The organism is Streptococcus mitis, assembly GCF_003942795.1.
GTDB classification, from domain to species: Bacteria; Bacillota; Bacilli; order Lactobacillales; family Streptococcaceae; genus Streptococcus; species Streptococcus mitis_BJ.
Map to the genome: position 1 here is coordinate 1 of NZ_RJNY01000011.1, position 18,115 is coordinate 18,115.

The following is an 18,115-nucleotide window of genomic DNA, read 5'->3' on the forward strand; positions in this document are numbered from 1 at the left end:
ATGCATGAATCGGGAAATTCTATTCCTTTGGGTAATCTGAGATAGAGTCCTACAGCGTATCTAAAAATAGTTTCATAATTTCTGTAGTANGTAAAATTATCCTACTTCACTAATTTATCATACCATTCGTAAAAACCAATAAAACACCGATAAGTATTTGAAATAGGGAATAGAGAATATTGGTTAAAATGATAGAAATTGTCTTGCCACACTAACAGATTTGCTATTTTTATTTCCTCAAAACAACTAGCTGTTAAAGTAGGATAATTATAGCTGCTAACGGCTCTGATGGTGAAGTAATTGACAAATGAAATCACAACACCGGACAAAGATTGATGATTTCTTAATTCAAAAAATAGGAAGAAAAACTAAATCATAGAGCTCAGAAATGTCTAAATTGAATAATATCTTATGAAGTATCTATGAGGAATTTGTGTACCTAATTTGATAATTCAGTACCTAATAAATAGGGAGAAAAATATAGATGAAAACATTAATCATAGTGACACACTCAGATATGGAACATTCAACCATTAATAAACGTTGGATTGAGGAATTGGGGAAATATCTAGAAGAATATACAATTTCATGAATTATATAAAGAATGCCCAGAAGGTACTATAAATAAAAAAAGAGAATAGTAATTAGTTGAATCTCATCAAAACTTAGTTTTTCAATTTCCTATATTTAATTTTTCTAGTCCGTCATTGCTAAAAAGTGTATAGATAATGTATTAATTTATGGTTGGCCTTATGGTAAAAATGGAGGAGATAAATTACAGAGGAGAAAAATAGCATTAGCAGTATCTGCTGGGATTTAGGAAAAGGATTATCAACCTGATGGGAAATATTATTATACTCTTGAGCAGGGATTAGTTCCTTTTAAGATTTTATTTAAATTTTTATTGTCACTGAAATTATCGTGATTTCTTTGCTTTTTATGGTTCAGAGAGGACACCCGGTTTCAACAAAGTAAGAAATTGAGAGAAGCGCATCTGCCTATATTCAATTTTTAAAACATATATAATATTGGTCGTTAGGAGGTATTTATTATGGCTGTTTTGCAACTTCATAGAAAATTAAGTTTTGTCAATGACAGAGGCTTGCTTTATCTGATAGTGGACGATGTCAATCAAGGCAAAGTTACTGCAATTGTAGATAAGCAAATTGAACTATCGGCAGGAAAACATTCTCTTTATATTAAAGACATTCTGGGATTTACAAGTCAGACATTACTTCTAGATATCAAAGAAAATGACAATGTCTCTGTTACAGTTGGAAACGCCCCCTCTTTCATTGTGTTAGTTGTTTTACTCCTTATCTTATTTATTCTGTTTAAGACTATGCCGTTTACAGCTGGTCTTTCTCTGGTGAATTTGGGGCTTCCAATTTTATGGATTATTTTCTTACTTTATTTAGTAGTTTTTCGCCGCCATAATCTTTATGATATTTCAAAATAAGGCAAACTTGCAGAGCAGTATGCTCAGTTCTCCTAGTTTTGTTTAAAGAATAGAATGAACAAGTTGAGAATTTGGCAATCAGATATTTTAGGTTGGGAATAATATATTGTAAGTAAGGGATTTTAGTAGTATAATGAGGACAGCCCGTTTGAATAACTACCACATTTTTTCTTACGGTATAATACAACAGGTTTTTTGTTAACTTATTCCACCTATCACTATGAATATAAACTATATTATTAGTGATCCCTTTGTGGAAGGATGTAAAGAGACGACTATCACGGAAGTGTTGTTTGCGATTGCCGTCGGAAACAGATCTCACAGTAGCATATTGTACAATTCATTGGCAATCATTAACAAGGAGGAGTTTAATTAGACGATGAAAACAATCGGTTTAATCGGGGGTATGAGTTGGGAAAGCACTACTTCTTACTACCAAATTATCAACGAAACTATCAAAAGGGAACTAGGCGGTCTGCATTCTGCTAAAATCCTGCTTTACAGTGTGGATTTTGCAGAGATTGAGCATTATCAGGCTGTTGGAGACTGGGACAAGAGTGCGCAGGTGCTGGCGGACATTGCCCAGCGCTTAGAGCAGGCGGGTGCGGACTTTATCGTCATCTGTACCAATACCATGCACAAGGTTGCGCCGCAGATTCAGAAGAAAATTGCAATTCCAATTTTGCACATTGCGCAAGCAACTGCTCAAGCCCTGGTAGATGATGGTATTCGAAAGGTTGGACTCTTGGGGACTAAGTACACCATGACCCAAGACTTTTACAAGGAGAAATTACTAGAATCTGGGCTAGAAGTGCTGATTCCAGACCAAGCAGGCATTGCGGACGTCAATCGGATTATCTATGATGAACTCTGTCTGGGAGATATCAGAGAAAGTTCAAAACAGACATATCTTACCGTTATAGACGATTTAAAAAGTGCTGGTGCAGAAGCCGTTATCCTAGGCTGTACAGAGATTGGTCTTCTAGTAAAGCAATCTGATATAGCTCTTCCTCTTTATGACACAACAGTTATCCATGCAGAGAAAGCAGCGAAGATGGGGATTGAGTGAAAGAATGGTTGTATTTAGCTTAAGTTCTTAAGACTATGAGTCAATTATTGGGGGATTTACCCACTACAAATATTATAGAGCCATCATAAAAACGCATAATATCAGGTATTCATAACCTTGATATTATGCGTTTTATTGTGAGAAAGTTCATTAGACTTCTCTTCCTTGAAACAACTAATGATCACTAAAGCGTCTGTATTTGATATGAAAATCAAAATAATGCTCATCTTGTAATTTTTGGAAGATGTCGCGATAGGCTTCCTCGTCGAAATGGTCACCGCGGTAGAGAATTTCAAAACTCAAGCCATCATACTCTAGAAAAGCGTTAGCTGTTTTAAAGCCATTTTGTTGATAGAAGCTCATACGAGCTTTTCTTTGTTCCAAGTTATCGCATTCTTCATCCAATCGCTCCACTTCAAGCAACATGGTCCGCTGATAAAAATCAGTTAGTTTGTCGATAATTTCCTTCCCATACCCGTGACTTCTTAAGTGAGGCATGATGGCGAAAAAGCTAATATAGAAGGCCTTTTGGTTGGAGATGGCAAAAGCAAAGCCAACAAATTCTTCTTCGTTATAAAAAGCAAAAAAGTGGGCGTCATCTCGGTCCTGGTAGCGCAAAAACTCAGAAAGAGGGACTCGTTCTTCCTCGGGGAAAGCTTCGTTATTTAGCTTTTCAACTTTATCAAGATCTGGAAACACATCGGTTATTAATTGACTGGTCAAACTCATAAATGACCTCCTTTTCTTGATTATAGCAAATTGTCTCTCTGTAAGCAATTGATTTCAGGATTCGTTAAAGAATCTTGTCGGTCCTCTGGAAAGCTGATATAATATCCTTATGAATAAAAAACGAACAGTGGACCTGATTCATGGCTCCATTCTTCCCTCACTTTTGAGCTTCGCCCTTCCAATTCTGTTGTCCAATATCTTCCAACAACTATATAATACAGCTGACGTCTTGATTGTAGGGCGGTTCCTTGGACAAGAATCCCTAGCAGCAGTAGGAGCAACGACGGCTATCTTTGATCTGATTATCGGCTTTGCCCTCGGAGTTGGAAATGGGATGGGAGTTGTCATCGCTCGTCTTTACGGTGCTCGTAATTTTGCTAAGATTAAAGAAGCTGTTGCAGCAACTTGGATTCTGGGTACCATCCTGAGTGCTCTTGTCATGCTGATAGGCTTCTTCGGTCTTTATCCACTCTTGCAATATTTAGAGACACCTGTAGAAATCCTTCCTCAATCCTATGAGTACATCTCCATGATTGTTACCTGTGTAGGGGTTAGTTTTGCTTACAATCTTTTTGCAGGCTTACTGCGCTCGATTGGCGATAGCCTTGCGGCTCTTGCTTTTCTTATCTTTTCAGCTATCGTTAATGTGATCTTGGATTTGTATTTTATTACGCAACTGCATCTGGGAGTTCAGTCTGCGGGTCTTGCAACCATTATCTCGCAGGGTTTGTCAGCAATCCTCTGTTATTTTTATATTCGTAAGAGTGTTCCAGAGCTTCTTCCGGGTCTCAAACATTTCAAATGGAATAAGGCTCTCTATGTGGATCTCTTGGAGCAGGGACTAGCCATGGGTCTGATGGGGTCAATCGTCTCTATCGGGAGTGTCATTTTGCAATCCTCTGTCAATAGTTTTGGTGCAGTCATTATCAGTGCTCAAACGGCAGCACGGCGAATCATGGCCTTTGCCTTATTACCAATGACGGCTATTTCAGCATCGATGACGACTTTTATCTCTCAAAACTTTGGAGCGAAACGTCCCGAACGTATTGTCCAAGGTCTTCGTTTAGGGAGCTATTTGAGTATGTCTTGGGCAGCCTTTGCCTGTGTTTTCCTATTTTTTGCTAGTCCTAGCCTAGTTTCTTTCTTGGCGAGTTCGACAGACAGCTACTTGGTAGAAAACGGGACCTTGTACTTACGTATCAGTTCTGTATTTTATCCATTTTTAAGTCTTTTATTGATTTATAGAAATAGCTTGCAGGGACTAGGGCAAAAACTCTTGCCCCTCGTATCTAGCTTTATCGAGTTGTTTGGGAAAATTATTTTCGTAGCTTGGATTATTCCTTGGACAGGCTACACAGGTGTTATTCTCTGTGAACCGCTACTCTGGGTTGTGATGACTGTCCAACTTTACTTCTCCCTTTCCCGACACCCTTGGATAAAAGAAGGCAAGAAAATCGTAGCAGTCGGAGGGAAATTCTAGCTTGCTTTGCAAAAGAAAATCCATTTCCTCTAGTGAAAATCAGCTAGACTTGTGTTATAATAAGAAAGATTAAAATGTGAAAAAAGGAGATTCCTAATGGGACGTAAATGGGCCAATATCGTAGCCAAGAAAACGGCTAAAGATGGAGCTAACTCTAAAGTATATGCAAAATTTGGTGTAGAAATCTATGTAGCAGCGAAAAAAGGGGAACCAGATCCAGAATCAAACACTGCTTTGAAATTCGTTATCGATCGTGCTAAACAAGCGCAAGTGCCAAAACACGTTATTGATAAGGCTATCGATAAGGCAAAAGGAAACACAGACGAAACCTTTACAGAAGGACGTTACGAAGGATTTGGACCAAATGGTTCTATGCTGATTGTGGATACCTTGACTTCAAACGTCAACCGTACAGCTGCGAACGTTCGTGCTGCTTTTGGAAAAAATGGCGGAAACATGGGTGCTTCAGGTTCTGTTTCTTACCTCTTTGACAACAAGGGTGTTATCGTATTTGCTGGTGATGATGCGGATGCTATCTTTGAATTGTTGCTTGAAGCAGACATTGATGTGGATGATGTAGAAGCAGAAGAAGGGACAATCACTGTTTACACAGCTCCAACAGACCTTCATAAGGCTATCATTGCCCTTCGTGAGTCTGGTATCGAAGAATTTCAAGTTACTGAATTGGAAATGATTCCTCAATCAGAAGTTGAGTTGTCAGGTGAAGATTTGGAAACCTTTGAGAAACTTTACAGCGTTCTTGAAGATGATGAGGACGTCCAAAAGATCTACACAAATGTCGATGGATTCTAATAAAAAGCGAACAGACTTGCTAGCTGTTCGCTTTTTATATTTGAGATTAGACTCTGATTCCAGAATCTCTTTGCTGCTGGCTTTCTCCTAGGCCTACAGCTATTTTATGAACTAGTAAGAGTTGACCATCATCCTGTTTTACAAAGGTCAGAGTAACGGTCTTGATTTTATCATCAATGCCAATATAGGTAATTTTCTTGGTGTCGTAGCCCTCAATGATTGAATCAAACTCGGAATCTGGTAGTCCATGCTTTTTGATAATATCCTTGTAGTTGGTACCACCTTTTCCTTTGTTATCCAGGTCGCCTTTGATTAAAGCGTCGAACTGTTCTTGGGTCCAAGTGAAGGAATCCTCTTCCTCCTCTTCAGGGATGAAATCGCTGCTATCATCTGTCAAGTCGCCTTCCTCTTCGCGGTCAATGGAGGCACTCGCCTCTCTGTAAGAGCGGTTAAATTCCCTGGCAAAATCTTTGTAGATATTAGCGTACAGTATCTGGGCCGTAAAGAAAAGTACAACAGAAGCAACTGCGAGGGATGTTCCGATAATGGCCATTGTTTTCCGTTTTTTGAGATTGGCAATAAGTCCGATAATACCTAAGATCAACGCGACAATAGCGATGAAAAACGATAGATAGTTAATAAACGGGATCCAGGACCCTAAAAGTGCGATGGCTCCAAAAATGGTTGCTAAAATCCCTAAAACTTTTTGTTCTTCTGGTTTCATTTGAACATTTTCTCCCTTCATCAAGTGAATGGATTCCTATCCACGGTAGCTAGTGCTTATTATAGAGAAAATATTCTCCAATGTCAATTCAGACTAAAATAGTTCTCTAGGGAACTTTTTTCTTGACATCTCCTCCGAAAGTGATAAAATAGTTCCTATGGAAACTAAATTAGTTCTCCAGAGAACTATATAAAATCATGAGAAGGGAGCAATCATGGACAAATCGTTGTTGATTTTTAAACGTTTTGGGTACCAGGTCCACCTGATGTTGCAGAAAGAAGCCAAACGTCGCGGTATTGAATTTATGGGGGGACCGCAAGGGCAGGTCCTGCAGTTTTTAGACCGTCGTGAGCATGATCAGGAACTAACGCTTATCAAGGATATTGAGACAGAACTCAATATCACCAAGTCAGTTGCTAGCAACTTGGTCAAGCGTATGGTACAAAATGATTTAGTCGAGTTAGAGGTCTGTCCAAGTGATAAACGAGCAAAATTTGTTCGTTTGACCGACAAATCACGATCTCAGATGCAAGAAGTTAAGGCGCTTTTTGATCGGGTTGCCAGTAGCCTACTGGAAGGAATTTCAAAGGAAAAGCTAGCCATTTTTGAAGAAGTTCTCGGACAACTACAGGCTAATGTAGAAAGAATAGGAGGAGAGAATGAAGAAACTTGCTAAACGTATTACAGGAAAAGAGTGGGGGATGATCCTACTCACTGTTCTTTTCACTTGTTTCTCGGTCTATCTCGAGTTAGAAGTGCCGACCTATATTTCACAAATTACAGAGTTACTCGGAACGTCTGGAACGCAGTTGGATGCACTCTGGTCACCAGCTGCGAAGATGATTGGTTTGTCTTTATTGGCTTTCTTTTCATCTGTTATGGTTGGTTTCTTTGCCGCTCGCGTTGCAGCATCCTATACAACCCATCTACGCACTGATGTATTTCATCAGGTTTTGGATTTTTCGCAGACAGAGATCAAACGTTTTTCAATCCCAAGTCTTTTGACTCGAACGACCAATGATATCACTCAGATTCAGATGCTCTTTACTATGGGATTACAGGTAGTGACTCGTGGGCCGATTATGGCTATCTGGGCCATTGGAAAAATACTTGGGAAATCGGAATACTGGCTCTGGGCAGTGGTCGTGGCTGTTATTGTGAATGTCTTGATGACCACCGTTCTCATGACTCTGGCCTTTCCAAAACAATCTGTCATCCAAAAATTGACCGATAAACTCAATAGCATCACTCGTGAAAGCTTGACTGGGATTCGAGTTGTTCGTGCATACAATGCGGAAGATTACCAAGATGAAAAATTTGAAGCAGCCAATGATGAAGTGACGCGTCTCAATCTCTTTGTCAATCGATTGATGGCTATTATGAACCCGATTATGATGGCGATTTCGAGTGGATTGAGTTTAGCCATTTACTGGATTGGTGCCTATATCATCAACGATGCAAGTTTTGCAGAACGTTTGCCACTCTTTAGTGATATGGTGGTCTTCATGTCTTATGCTATGCAGGTCGTGATGGGCTTCCTTCTCATGGGAGCACTCTTTATCGTTCTTCCTCGTACCTTGGTTTCGGCAGGACGTATCAATCAAGTATTGGATCTGCATTCTTCTATTGAGAATCCTAGTCATGCACAGACAGCGAATCCTTCAGTTCAGGGACAAGTGGAATTCCGTGATGTGACTTTCCGCTACTCTAAAAATTCTGAAGCAGTCGTGGAACATGTCACTTTCAAAGCAGAAGCAGGTCAAACCGTGGCTTTCATCGGATCAACTGGATCTGGGAAATCTACTCTAGTCAACCTAATACCTCGTTTTTATGATGTCTCATCTGGTCAAATTCTAGTAGATGGTATCGATGTGCAAGATTACAACTTGGAAGAGCTGCGCAATAAGGTCGGCTATATTCCTCAAAAAGCTGTGCTCTTTTCTGGAGATGTCAAGGGAAACTTAGACTTTGGTAAGAGCAAAGAAACTCCTCTAAGCGAGGCTGCTATGTGGCAGGCCCTTGAATTGGCCCAGTCTAAAAGCTTCATAGAGGATAAGGAAGCAGGACTTGCATCAGAAGTAGCCCAAGGTGGAACCAACTTCTCAGGAGGTCAAAGACAGCGTTTGGCCATTGCGCGTGCCTTGGCTCGTAAACCAGAGATTCTCATTTTTGATGACTCCTTCTCAGCCTTGGACTACAAGACGGATCGTATCTTACGCCAAGAGCTAGCTGAGAAAACACAACCCATGACCAAGCTCATCGTAGCGCAGCGGATTTCTACCATTATGGATGCTGACCTGATCTTAGTATTGGATCAAGGAAAAGTCGTGGGACAAGGCACCCACAAGGAACTTCTAGCCACCAACGAAGTCTACAAAGAAATTGCCTACTCACAACTATCGAAGGAGGAATTGGAACATGGAAAATAAGAAAATGTCTTTTTGGAAATATTATAAACCTTTTCTAGCAGGTCTCCAAATTCCCCTACTAGTAGCGGTTGTAGCAGCTGTATGTTCAAGCATCATCACTGTTTATGGACCAACCAAGATTAAGGAAATTACCAACTTGATTTCAGATGGTTTGATGACAGGAATTGATTTAGAGGCTGTTTCAAGTATTGCTAGCTTTTTAGTGATTCTCTATGTACTTGGTGCTATCCTTAACTATACACAGGCCTATATCTTTTCAACAAGTATCCAACATTTTTCAAAACGCTTGCGGACAGCAATCGCTGAAAAGATCAATCGTTTGCCCCTTGGCTATTTTGATCGTCATTCGCAAGGGGACACTCTATCTCGTGTGACCAATGATGTGGATACGGCGGCGCAATCTCTCAACCAAAGTCTCGGAACAGTTATCTCAGCCAGCTTCTTGTTGATTGCTGTTTTGGTGACCATGTTTAGTATGAACTGGATTTTAGCTCTGGTAACGGTTGTTTCTACGTTTGTTGGTTTTGCGGCGGTTTCAGTAATTATGGCCAAGTCACAGGGTTATTTTAAAGCCCAACAAAATAATCTAGCAGCCGTCAATGGTTATGTGGAAGAGATGTACTCTGGCCACAATGTAGTGACCAGCTACAACGCAGTAGACATCTCCAAAGCGAGATTTGCAGGTTTAAACCAAAACTTGCACGACAGCATCTGGAAATCTCAGTTTATCTCTGGTATCATGATGCCAGCCATGTTCTTTGTTGGGAATTTTAGCTATGTTTTGGTCATCATCGTTGGTGCCGCGCTAGCGTTAGAAGGGCATATCACTATCGGGGTTATTGTAGCCTTTATGGTCTATGTTCGGACCTTCTCCCAACCCCTGTCACAGATTGCCCAAGGGATTACGAGCTTACAACAAGCGAGTGCAGCCATGGGACGTGTCTTTGAATTTCTAGGTGAAGCTGAGATGCAGGATGAATCCCATAAGGAAAGACAATTGACTGGCATGAGAGGAGAAGTGGTCTTTGATCATGTGTCCTTTGGTTATACACCAGAACGCACCATCATCCATGACTTTTCTGCGATAGCTCATGCAGGTCAAAAGGTCGCAATCNTTGGACCGACTGGGGCTGGTAAGACAACCATTGTCAATCTTTTGATGAAGTTTTATGAGATAGATAAGGGAAGCATCCGTATCGATGGTGTCGATACCAAGGATATGAAGCGCTCAGAAGTACACGATGCCTTTTCAATGGTCTTGCAAGATACTTGGCTCTTTGAAGGAACCATTCGAGAAAATCTCATCTACAATCAAACGGGCATCAGTGATGAACGAATGATGGAAGCCAGCAAGGCTGTGGGAATCCACCACTTTATCATGACTTTGCCAGATGGCTACGATACTGTTTTGGATGACACCGTGACCTTGTCTGTTGGACAAAAACAGCTCTTGACCATTGCTCGTGCCCTTCTCAAGGATGCACCGCTCTTGATTTTGGATGAAGCGACATCCTCAGTCGACACACGTACAGAGGAATTGATTCAGAAAGCCATGGACCGTTTGATGGAAGGCAGAACTTCCTTTGTCATCGCCCACCGCTTGTCAACTATTCGTAATGCTGATTTGATTCTTGTCATGAAAGATGGCAATATCATCGAGCAAGGTAACCATGAGGAACTGATGGCGCAAGGTGGCTTCTACGCCGACTTGTACAATAGTCAATTCACAGAAGACGAAACAGAAGAATAAATCTAAAGAAGGCTTGACGGCCTTCTTTTTCTGCACTATACTAGAAGATAAACGTCTCACCGGTAGACGAAAACAAGGTAATGAATGAGAGTTATAAATGAAAAATTATCAAGAATGGTATCGAAATACCAGCTCTAGGCTCACCAGCCATCCCCCTCTTTTATTTCTGTTACGCAGTTTCAATCGGTTGATGACAGTCGTCATGCCCTTGGTCTATCTGATTTTGCTAGTCACCACTTACCTGCAACTAGGACTTGGTCAGCAGGTTGGAGTTTATGTGCTTATTCCTGCATCAGGCTTTGTGATCTTGTCCCTATTTCGTAAGAAAATCAACTACCCGCGACCTTATGAAACTTGGGACATCAGTCCTCTGCTTGAAAAGGATAGTTCGGGACAGTCGATGCCCAGTCGCCATGTCTTTTCGGCAACTATTATCTCCATGGCCTGTCTGCATGCTAGTCTACCTGTTGGCTTAGCATGCCTGCTCTTTTCAGCTTTGCTGGGCTTGGTGAGAGTTTTAGGGGGTGTTCATTATCCCAAGGATGTCTTGGTTGGCTATGCTTGTGGTCTGGTGTGGGGGTTCCTTTTCTTCCTATTCTGACATGTAAGTTAGGCTGGTCCTACAACCACTTACTGCTTCATATTGACCACTTGCTTTTTTACCCTTGTATTCCTAACTTAGCTTTGATATAGTAGAGTCAGAAAGGAGATGTGATGAAGTTACGAATTGAGATTGACGGCAATTTAGAGGAGATTGAAATTGTCATCAAGACCCCTGCTTTGACAGATGAAATTGCAGACTTGCAACGACTTTTGCAAGAGTCAAAGGCTCCGAGGGTGACTTTTTACAAGGGGACAGGTGAATATTATCTAGACCTGTCAGAAATTCTCTTCTTTGAAACAGAAGGGAGCAAGATTTACGCTCATACACAGAAGGAAGCCTATGAGGTTCGCCTCAAACTCTATGAGTTGGAGTCCATCTTGCCTCGCTATTTTAGTCGAGTGTCCAAGTCAACGATCACAAACATCCGTCAGATATACTCGGTGGACAAGTCCTTTTCAGGAACGGGCACCATTTCCTTTTATCAGACGCACAAGGAGGTTCATGTCTCACGGCATTACCAATCCCTCCTAAAAGAAAATCTAAGAAACATGAGGTAAAAGACATGAAAAAGAAAGCATTTGGTATTGTTTTATTGGTTTTAGCAGCCTGGATCTTGCTGCAAGGAAATTTTGGCATTCCTTCTTTGGATGGTAAGATATGGCCTTTGCTAGGAATTGTTTTTTTTGCTTATAAGTCCATTGAGTCCATCCTTAGACGCCATCTAACTGCGGCAGTTTTTACAGGTTTACTGGCGCTCATCATTGCAAATTATGCTTATGACTTGTTGCCGGTGCCTAATCATTCTCTCATCTGGGCTAGCATCTTAGTGGTACTCGGTGTTGGTTATCTGACACATTCAAGTAAGTTCTGGCATGAAAAAAAGTGGTGGTACAATGGAGAAAAAACAGTCATTACGGATAAGGAAGTCGTATTTGGAAGCGGGACTTTCTATAAGCAAGATCAAGATATTGTAGACGACCAAGTGGAAGTCGCGTTTGGGGATGCTAAAATCTACTATGACAATGCAGAGATGTTAGGTGATTTTGCGACTTTAAATATTGAAGTGGCTTTCGGAAATGCAACAGTATATGTCCCACAACACTGGCGTGTAGACTTGAAAGTAGAAACATCCTTTGGCGCAGCTAAGGCAGATGCTCCTGTAGCCCCAACCAGCAAAACCTTGATTATCCGTGGGGAAGTCGCTTTTGGTAAACTTGGAGTTGTCTACGTTAAATAAAAAAATAGTATAAGCCCTTGATAAATTCAAGAAAGTGTGATAACATAGTACGGTATGTGGTGCTAGCACATCCGCTATATTAGATCTAATAGGAGGAAAACACAATGGCTAAAGTATGTTACTTTACAGGTCGTAAGACTGTATCAGGAAACAACCGTTCACACGCGATGAACCAAACAAAACGTGCCGTAAAACCAAACCTTCNAAAAGTTACTGTTCTTATCGATGGTAAACCTAAAAAAGTTTGGGCTTCAGCTCGTGCTTTGAAATCAGGTAAAGTTGAACGCGTTTAATAAAAATGAAAAGACCTAACTGGTCTTTTTCTTTTGCTCTAGAGATAAAACCATTTGAAAAATAGAGTAATACTCTTCAAAAATCAAATTCAAACTACGTCAGCTTCGCCTTGCCGTACTCAAGTACTGTCTGTGGCTAGCTTCCTAGTTTGCTTTTTGATTTTCATTGAGTATAAATATCCGCTGATACAGCATTCTGCTTTTACACTTGGGCTGAAATATGATAAAATAGAGTATCAACTAGTTGAGGTAAAAAAAATGACTGTAAAAATTAATACAAAAGATGGTCAAATCGAACTGACAGATGAAGTGATTGCAACCGTAGTAGGTGGTGCCGCAACTGAGATTTTTGGTGTGGTCGGTATGGCTAGTAAAAATGCCCTCAAAGACAATTTCCAAGCCCTTCTTGGTAAGGAAAATTATTCTAAGGGTGTTGTTATAAAAGCAGACGAAGATGGTAGCATTGCAGTTGATGTTTATACCGTATTGAGCTACGGAGTAAAGATAAGCGAAGTGTCAAAAAACATTCAAGAGCGTGTTCGTTTTAGTTTAGAAAATCAACTAGGGATTACTGCTCAGACTGTGAATGTCTACATTCAAAATATCAAAGTTGTAGGAGAATAATCGTGTCAAAAATTACTACCAGTTTATTCCAAGAGATGGTGCAGGCTGCATCAACTCGTTTGAATAAGCAAGCAGAATATGTCAATTCATTGAACGTCTTTCCAGTTCCAGATGGAGATACTGGGACAAACATGGGAATGACCATTGAAAATGGTGCGAAAGAAGTAGCAGACAAGCCTGCTTCTACAGTTGGAGAAGTAGCGAGCATTCTTGCCAAAGGGCTCTTGATGGGTGCGCGTGGGAACTCAGGGGTTATCACTTCTCAGCTCTTCCGTGGCTTCTCTCAGGCTATCAAGGAAAAAGATGAATTAACAGGTCAAGACTTGGCTCTTGCCTTCCAATCCGGTGTCGAAGTAGCTTATAAAGCGGTTATGAAACCAGTCGAAGGAACTATTTTGACTGTTTCTCGTGGTGCTGCCATTGGGGCTAAGAAAAAAGCTGAGGAGACAGATGATGCTGTTGAGGTCATGCGTGCAGCCTTGGAAGGCGCGAAAGCAGCTTTGGCTAAGACACCAGAAATGCTTCCAGTCCTTAAGGAAGTTGGTGTGGTGGACTCAGGTGGTCAAGGTTTGGTCTTTATCTATGAAGGATTCCTTTCAGCTCTTACTGGTGAATACAGTGCTTCTGAAGACTTTGTAGCGACTCCTGCCAACATGAGTGAAATGATCAATGCAGAGCACCACAAGTCTGTAGCAGGGCATGTGGCAACTGAGGATATTACCTTCGGTTACTGTACAGAGATCATGGTAGCCCTCAAACAAGGCCCAACTTATTCTAAGGACTTTGACTACGATGAATTCCGTAACTACTTGAATGACTTAGGCGACTCACTCCTTGTTGTCAACGATGATGAGATCGTCAAAGTTCACGTCCATACAGAAGATCCAGGTCTTGTCATGCAAGAAGGTCTTAAATATGGTAGCTTGATCAAGGTAAAAGTGGACAACATGCGTAACCAACACGAGGCGCAAGTTGAAAAAGAAGCGACCCAAGGAAACAAGCCTGCTGAAACAAAAGAGTATGCCCTTATCGCAGTAGTAGCTGGTCAAGGTTTAGCAGATATCTTCCGTGCTCAAGGTGTGGATTATGTTATCGAAGGTGGTCAGACGATGAACCCTTCAACAGAAGACTTTATCAAGGCTGTTGAACAGGTCAATGCTCGCAACATCATCTTCTTGCCAAACAACAAAAATATCTTTATGGCAGCTCAGTCTGCGGCTGAAGTGCTTGAACAACCTGCTGTTGTGGTAGAAGCACGTACAATTCCTCAAGGGTTGACGAGTCTTCTTGCCTTCGATCCAAGCAAGTCTATAGAAGAAAATAAAGAACGCATGACTGCAGCTCTTAGTGATGTGGTCAGCGGTAGTGTAACAACAGCCGTTCGTGACACGACTATCGATGGTTTGGAAATTCATGAAAATGACAATCTTGGTATGGTAGATGGTAAGATCCTCGTATCAAACCCTGACATGCACCAAACTCTGACTAAAACATTGAAACATATGTTGGATGAAGACAGTGAAATCGTAACCTTCTATATTGGTGAAGATGGAAGTGAAGAATTGGCTAACCAAATCGCCCAAGAAATCACAGAAGAATTCGAAGATGTAGAAGTAGAAATCCACCAAGGACAACAACCTGTATATCCATATCTTTTCAGTGTAGAATAAAAATTTAATCGATTAAAAAGAAAGTTGATTTTGCAGCTTTCTTTTTTTATGACATTTGTCATATTTCCTAGTGACAGAAGCATCTAGCTCCGCTAACTTCAAAAGACTATAATTGAAGTATGAAATGGAGGAAGAAGAAATGAAAAATAAAATGATTGTCGCAGTGAGTTTAGTAGCAGCAGGAGTTATGACCTATCTCATGTTTTCAGGATTGGACGAGGGTTTCTACCATTTTCCTTGGGAGCTCTTTGCTGGCTTTGGAATGATGTCTTGGCTTGTCAGAGAAGGTTTGAAATTGGTCAGAGATGTGAAAAAGGAGTTTGAGGAATGAAAAAAACAATCATCTATTTCTTTATCGGCCTGTCACTCTTGGTATGGTTAGTGGAAATGTTTACTGGTTGGTTTGACCAAACCGTGCTTCGCCAATTTATTCGTGGTGCTTGGGGTTTTGGATTTATGATTTTCGTTGTTTTCCCTATGGGAATGAAGTGGTTGAAAGGAGAATCTCATGACTGTGATTAAAGTTGAGAAATTGAGTAAGAAAATAAAAGACAAGGAGATCTTGCGGAACGTCTCCTTTAAAATCAACGAAGGTGAATGTGTCGCCTTGATTGGGCCTAACGGAGCAGGAAAAACAACCTTGATTGATTGCCTCTTGGGGGACAAGTTCATGAGCTCAGGTCAGGTCGCCATTCAAGGCTTTGCTCCAACAGATCCTCGATTAAAGCAGCTTATTTCTGTCTTGCCTCAAGAAAATGCAGTTGTTCAAAGCTTGAAAGTGAAAGAACTTCTATCATTTTTCAAGTCACTTTATCCCGACAGTCTTGCAGATAAAGAAATTGATGACTTGCTGAGATTCTCAGACAAGCAGAAAAATCAGCTAGCGGGCAAGTTATCTGGTGGGCAAAAACGTTTGTTCTCTTTCGTCTTGGCTTTAATAGGTCGTCCGAAAATTCTATTTTTAGATGAACCAACTGCTGCCATGGACACGTCGACACGTCAGCATTTTTGGGAAATTGTCAATCAGTTAAAGAAAAATGGTGTGACCATTGTCTATTCTTCTCACTATATCGAAGAGGTAGAACATACGGCTGACCGCATTTTGGTCCTCCACAAGGGAGAATTGATTCGCGATACGACGCCTTATGCCATGCGTGGTGAAGAACAAGAAAAACACTTCACGGTACCTCTAACTTATCAGGAAGTTATCGGCACTTTGGACCAGGTTCAAGAGATTGAAATCAAGCAAAATGCTCTTTCCTTCACAACCAAAGAAGCCAGCAAAGTATGGAAAGCCTTGCAAGAACAGGGCTGCACGATCGAAGAAATTGAAGTTCGCAATCGAACTCTCTTAGACAGTATCTTCGAAACGACTCAAGATTAAAGGAGATTGACAATGAAAAATATGACAAGTCTCATGAAAGTGGAAATCATTCAGATGAAACGGCAAGCTGTCTACTACTTGCTGTCCATCGGACTCCCAAGTGTGTTTTACCTTATCTTTTCTGGTATGATGTCAGGGTCAGACATTCCAGAAATTGTTCTTCAAGCCTATCTTTTTGCCATGACGCTCTTTAGTATCATGTCAAGCGCCTTTTTCAGTATCCCTAGCACACTCGAGTCTGACAAGACAAATAACTGGCAAAAATTGATTCAACATTCTCCCGTATCTATGGTAGAATATTATGTATCAAAACTGTTCAGTACTCTACTGACTTTCTTGTTATCAATTATAGTTGTCTTTTCGGTTGGTCATTTTGTCCGTGGAGTGACTCTGCCTTGGCTTGATTGGTTGGTGATTGGAGTTATGTTGCTGGTCGGAAGCGTGGTCTTTATCAGCATGGGGGTCTTGGTGAGTTTGCTTCCCAGTGCTCAATTGATGACGGTTATTGGAAATATTGCCTATATTGCTTTGGCTGTCCTCGGTGGACTCTGGTTCCCTTTGAGTTCCTTCCCAGAATGGCTCCAATCTATTGGAAAATTGACCCCAACCTATCAACTGATGCAGGTTGTCTCTACTTATTTGGAGCACCACGAGTTTAACATTCTTGCTGCCTTGGTTGTACTAGGTTATACAGTTTTCTTTGGTGTATTGGTCATTCAACTGAAAAAACGGATTGAGGTAAAATAAATCTATGTTGGAAAAATTAAAAAACACTCATTATATGTTTCATATTTCGTTAGTGTTTGTCATCTTTCCTATAGCGGGTGTCATCGTTGGAGAGTACCCGCTTTTAACCTTGTTATGGACCCTACTATTTGTCCTAGCTTTCTATTCGGTTTTAGTCAGTCAGAATCGCACCGTGCAGTGGCTAGCTTGGTGGATCATGCTTGCTTACATTTTTTACAGTTCCGTCTGGTTAAATGTGGGTTTCGCTTGGTTTATCTTTTATTTATCAAACCTCCTCGTTTACCAACTGGATGGGATTTCTTTTCACTCTTGGCGTTTTGTCAGTTTTATTGTCTTGCAACCCTTGATTCTGACAGGGATTTATATGGTTGATCAAGTTAGCCCCTGGCAACTGCTCTTTTTCTTGGTGACCTTTGTCTTTTCTGATGCCTTTACTTTTGGTCTTTATCGCATTCGGATGACAGAAGAACTAAAAGAAGAAAAGAGAAAACAAAATGCTAAGCTCAATCTTTTTTTGGCTGAAAATGAACGCAGTCGTATCGGCCAGGATCTCCATGACAGTCTAGGCCATACTTTTGCTATGTTGAGTGTGAAGACGGACCTTGCCCTCCAGCTTCTTCAAATGGAGGCCTATCCTCAAGTGGAAAAAGAATTAAAAGAAATTCATCAGATCAGTAAAGAATCCATGAACGAAGTTCGTACCATCATTGAAAATCTCAAAACCAGAACACTTGCCTCCGAGTTTGCGACTGTTAAAAAAATGCTGGAAATTGCAGGAATTGAAACGGAAGTCAATCACCAACTAGATACTGCTAGCCTTACTCAGGAATTGGAGTCAACAGCTTCCATGATTTTGCTTGAATTGGTGACCAATATCATCAAACATGCCAAAGCATCCAAAGTCTACTTAAAATTAGAACGAACAGAGAAAGAACTTATTCTAACAGTGAGAGATGATGGCTGTGGCTTTGCTTCTCTAAAAGGGGATGAGCTTCATACAGTCCGCGAACGTGTCCTTCCATTTTCAGGAGAAGTAAAGGTTATCAGTCAGAAGCAGCCGACTGAAGTGCAGGTTCGGCTACCTTATAAGGAGAGAAACTAAG

General features: G+C 40.8%; 20 protein-coding genes. 18 read left to right on the top strand and 2 right to left on the bottom strand.

Features of this window, described 5'->3' with window-relative positions; genetic code table 11:
* Window positions 1–1,051: 1,051 nt before the first annotated feature.
* Both D8847_RS06045 and D8847_RS06050 read left to right on the top strand, forming a co-directional pair.
* Entirely contained in the window at window positions 1,052–1,459 is a 408-nt protein-coding gene (locus D8847_RS06045) for a hypothetical protein (protein ID WP_125840967.1), read from the top strand.
* Window positions 1,460–1,838: 379 nt separating this feature from the next.
* Complete coding sequence (locus D8847_RS06050; RefSeq protein WP_125840968.1) at window positions 1,839–2,528, top strand: aspartate/glutamate racemase family protein; 690 nt, start codon at window positions 1,839–1,841, stop codon at window positions 2,526–2,528.
* Between the two features lie 174 nt (window positions 2,529–2,702).
* Here D8847_RS06050 and D8847_RS06055 read toward each other — a convergent pair whose 3' ends face one another.
* Window positions 2,703–3,257 carry a GNAT family N-acetyltransferase gene (locus D8847_RS06055; RefSeq protein ID WP_000060287.1) on the bottom strand — a complete coding sequence of 185 codons (555 nt, stop codon included), beginning with the start codon at window positions 3,255–3,257 and terminating at the stop codon, window positions 2,703–2,705.
* Between the two features lie 109 nt (window positions 3,258–3,366).
* Here D8847_RS06055 and D8847_RS06060 point away from each other — a divergent pair, with 109 nt between their 5' ends.
* Both D8847_RS06060 and D8847_RS06065 read left to right on the top strand, forming a co-directional pair.
* On the top strand, window positions 3,367–4,737 hold the full coding sequence (locus D8847_RS06060; RefSeq protein ID WP_125840969.1) for an MATE family efflux transporter: 1,371 nt from the start codon (window positions 3,367–3,369) through the stop codon (window positions 4,735–4,737).
* Between the two features lie 96 nt (window positions 4,738–4,833).
* Window positions 4,834–5,550 carry a YebC/PmpR family DNA-binding transcriptional regulator gene (locus D8847_RS06065; RefSeq protein WP_125840970.1) on the top strand — a complete coding sequence of 239 codons (717 nt, stop codon included), beginning with the start codon at window positions 4,834–4,836 and terminating at the stop codon, window positions 5,548–5,550.
* A gap of 46 nt (window positions 5,551–5,596) precedes the next feature.
* Here the strand turns inward: D8847_RS06065 and D8847_RS06070 are convergent, their stop codons facing one another.
* The gene (locus D8847_RS06070; protein WP_125840971.1) at window positions 5,597–6,295 is read right to left on the bottom strand and encodes a DUF308 domain-containing protein; all 699 of its coding nucleotides are present in this window, start codon (window positions 6,293–6,295) and stop codon (window positions 5,597–5,599) included.
* 193 nt (window positions 6,296–6,488) lie between these two features.
* Between D8847_RS06070 and D8847_RS06075 the strand changes: the two genes are divergently transcribed.
* From D8847_RS06075 to D8847_RS06140, 14 genes are all read left to right on the top strand, one after another.
* Entirely contained in the window at window positions 6,489–6,950 is a 462-nt protein-coding gene (locus tag D8847_RS06075) for a MarR family winged helix-turn-helix transcriptional regulator (RefSeq protein WP_125840972.1), read from the top strand.
* Window positions 6,934–8,703, top strand: coding sequence for an ABC transporter ATP-binding protein (locus D8847_RS06080; RefSeq protein ID WP_125840973.1), 1,770 nt, complete (start codon window positions 6,934–6,936; stop codon window positions 8,701–8,703). Before D8847_RS06075 ends, D8847_RS06080 begins: the two co-directional genes overlap by 17 nt.
* Window positions 8,693–10,453: an ABC transporter ATP-binding protein gene (locus D8847_RS06085; RefSeq protein ID WP_125840974.1), complete on the top strand. Its 1,761-nt coding sequence runs from the start codon at window positions 8,693–8,695 to the stop codon at window positions 10,451–10,453. The genes D8847_RS06080 and D8847_RS06085 overlap by 11 nt, the downstream gene beginning before the upstream one ends.
* A gap of 97 nt (window positions 10,454–10,550) precedes the next feature.
* The gene (locus tag D8847_RS06090; RefSeq protein WP_125840975.1) at window positions 10,551–11,054 is read left to right on the top strand and encodes a phosphatase PAP2 family protein; all 504 of its coding nucleotides are present in this window, start codon (window positions 10,551–10,553) and stop codon (window positions 11,052–11,054) included.
* A gap of 113 nt (window positions 11,055–11,167) precedes the next feature.
* Complete coding sequence (locus D8847_RS06095; protein WP_125840976.1) at window positions 11,168–11,614, top strand: LytTR family DNA-binding domain-containing protein; 447 nt, start codon at window positions 11,168–11,170, stop codon at window positions 11,612–11,614.
* Between the two features lie 5 nt (window positions 11,615–11,619).
* The gene (locus D8847_RS06100) at window positions 11,620–12,294 is read left to right on the top strand and encodes a hypothetical protein (protein WP_084868251.1); all 675 of its coding nucleotides are present in this window, start codon (window positions 11,620–11,622) and stop codon (window positions 12,292–12,294) included.
* A gap of 104 nt (window positions 12,295–12,398) precedes the next feature.
* Complete coding sequence (gene rpmB, locus D8847_RS06105; protein ID WP_125840977.1) at window positions 12,399–12,587, top strand: 50S ribosomal protein L28; 189 nt, start codon at window positions 12,399–12,401, stop codon at window positions 12,585–12,587.
* A 258-nt stretch (window positions 12,588–12,845) separates the two neighbouring features.
* Complete coding sequence (locus D8847_RS06110; protein ID WP_042902923.1) at window positions 12,846–13,211, top strand: Asp23/Gls24 family envelope stress response protein; 366 nt, start codon at window positions 12,846–12,848, stop codon at window positions 13,209–13,211.
* A 2-nt stretch (window positions 13,212–13,213) separates the two neighbouring features.
* Window positions 13,214–14,881, top strand: coding sequence for a DAK2 domain-containing protein (locus D8847_RS06115; RefSeq protein ID WP_125840978.1), 1,668 nt, complete (start codon window positions 13,214–13,216; stop codon window positions 14,879–14,881).
* Window positions 14,882–15,005: 124 nt separating this feature from the next.
* The gene (locus tag D8847_RS06120; protein ID WP_000390701.1) at window positions 15,006–15,212 is read left to right on the top strand and encodes a hypothetical protein; all 207 of its coding nucleotides are present in this window, start codon (window positions 15,006–15,008) and stop codon (window positions 15,210–15,212) included.
* Complete coding sequence (locus D8847_RS06125; protein ID WP_125840979.1) at window positions 15,209–15,403, top strand: hypothetical protein; 195 nt, start codon at window positions 15,209–15,211, stop codon at window positions 15,401–15,403. The genes D8847_RS06120 and D8847_RS06125 overlap by 4 nt, the downstream gene beginning before the upstream one ends.
* Window positions 15,390–16,265, top strand: a complete 876-nt coding sequence (locus tag D8847_RS06130; protein WP_125840980.1) for an ABC transporter ATP-binding protein — start codon at window positions 15,390–15,392, stop codon at window positions 16,263–16,265. Before D8847_RS06125 ends, D8847_RS06130 begins: the two co-directional genes overlap by 14 nt.
* A 12-nt stretch (window positions 16,266–16,277) precedes the next feature.
* Window positions 16,278–17,012 carry an ABC transporter permease gene (locus D8847_RS06135; RefSeq protein WP_084875920.1) on the top strand — a complete coding sequence of 245 codons (735 nt, stop codon included), beginning with the start codon at window positions 16,278–16,280 and terminating at the stop codon, window positions 17,010–17,012.
* Window positions 17,013–17,016: 4 nt separating this feature from the next.
* Window positions 17,017–18,114 (top strand): sensor histidine kinase, encoded by a 1,098-nt coding sequence (locus D8847_RS06140; protein ID WP_125840981.1) that lies wholly within the window; start codon window positions 17,017–17,019, stop codon window positions 18,112–18,114.
* The last annotated feature ends 1 nt before the right edge of the window (window position 18,115 follow it).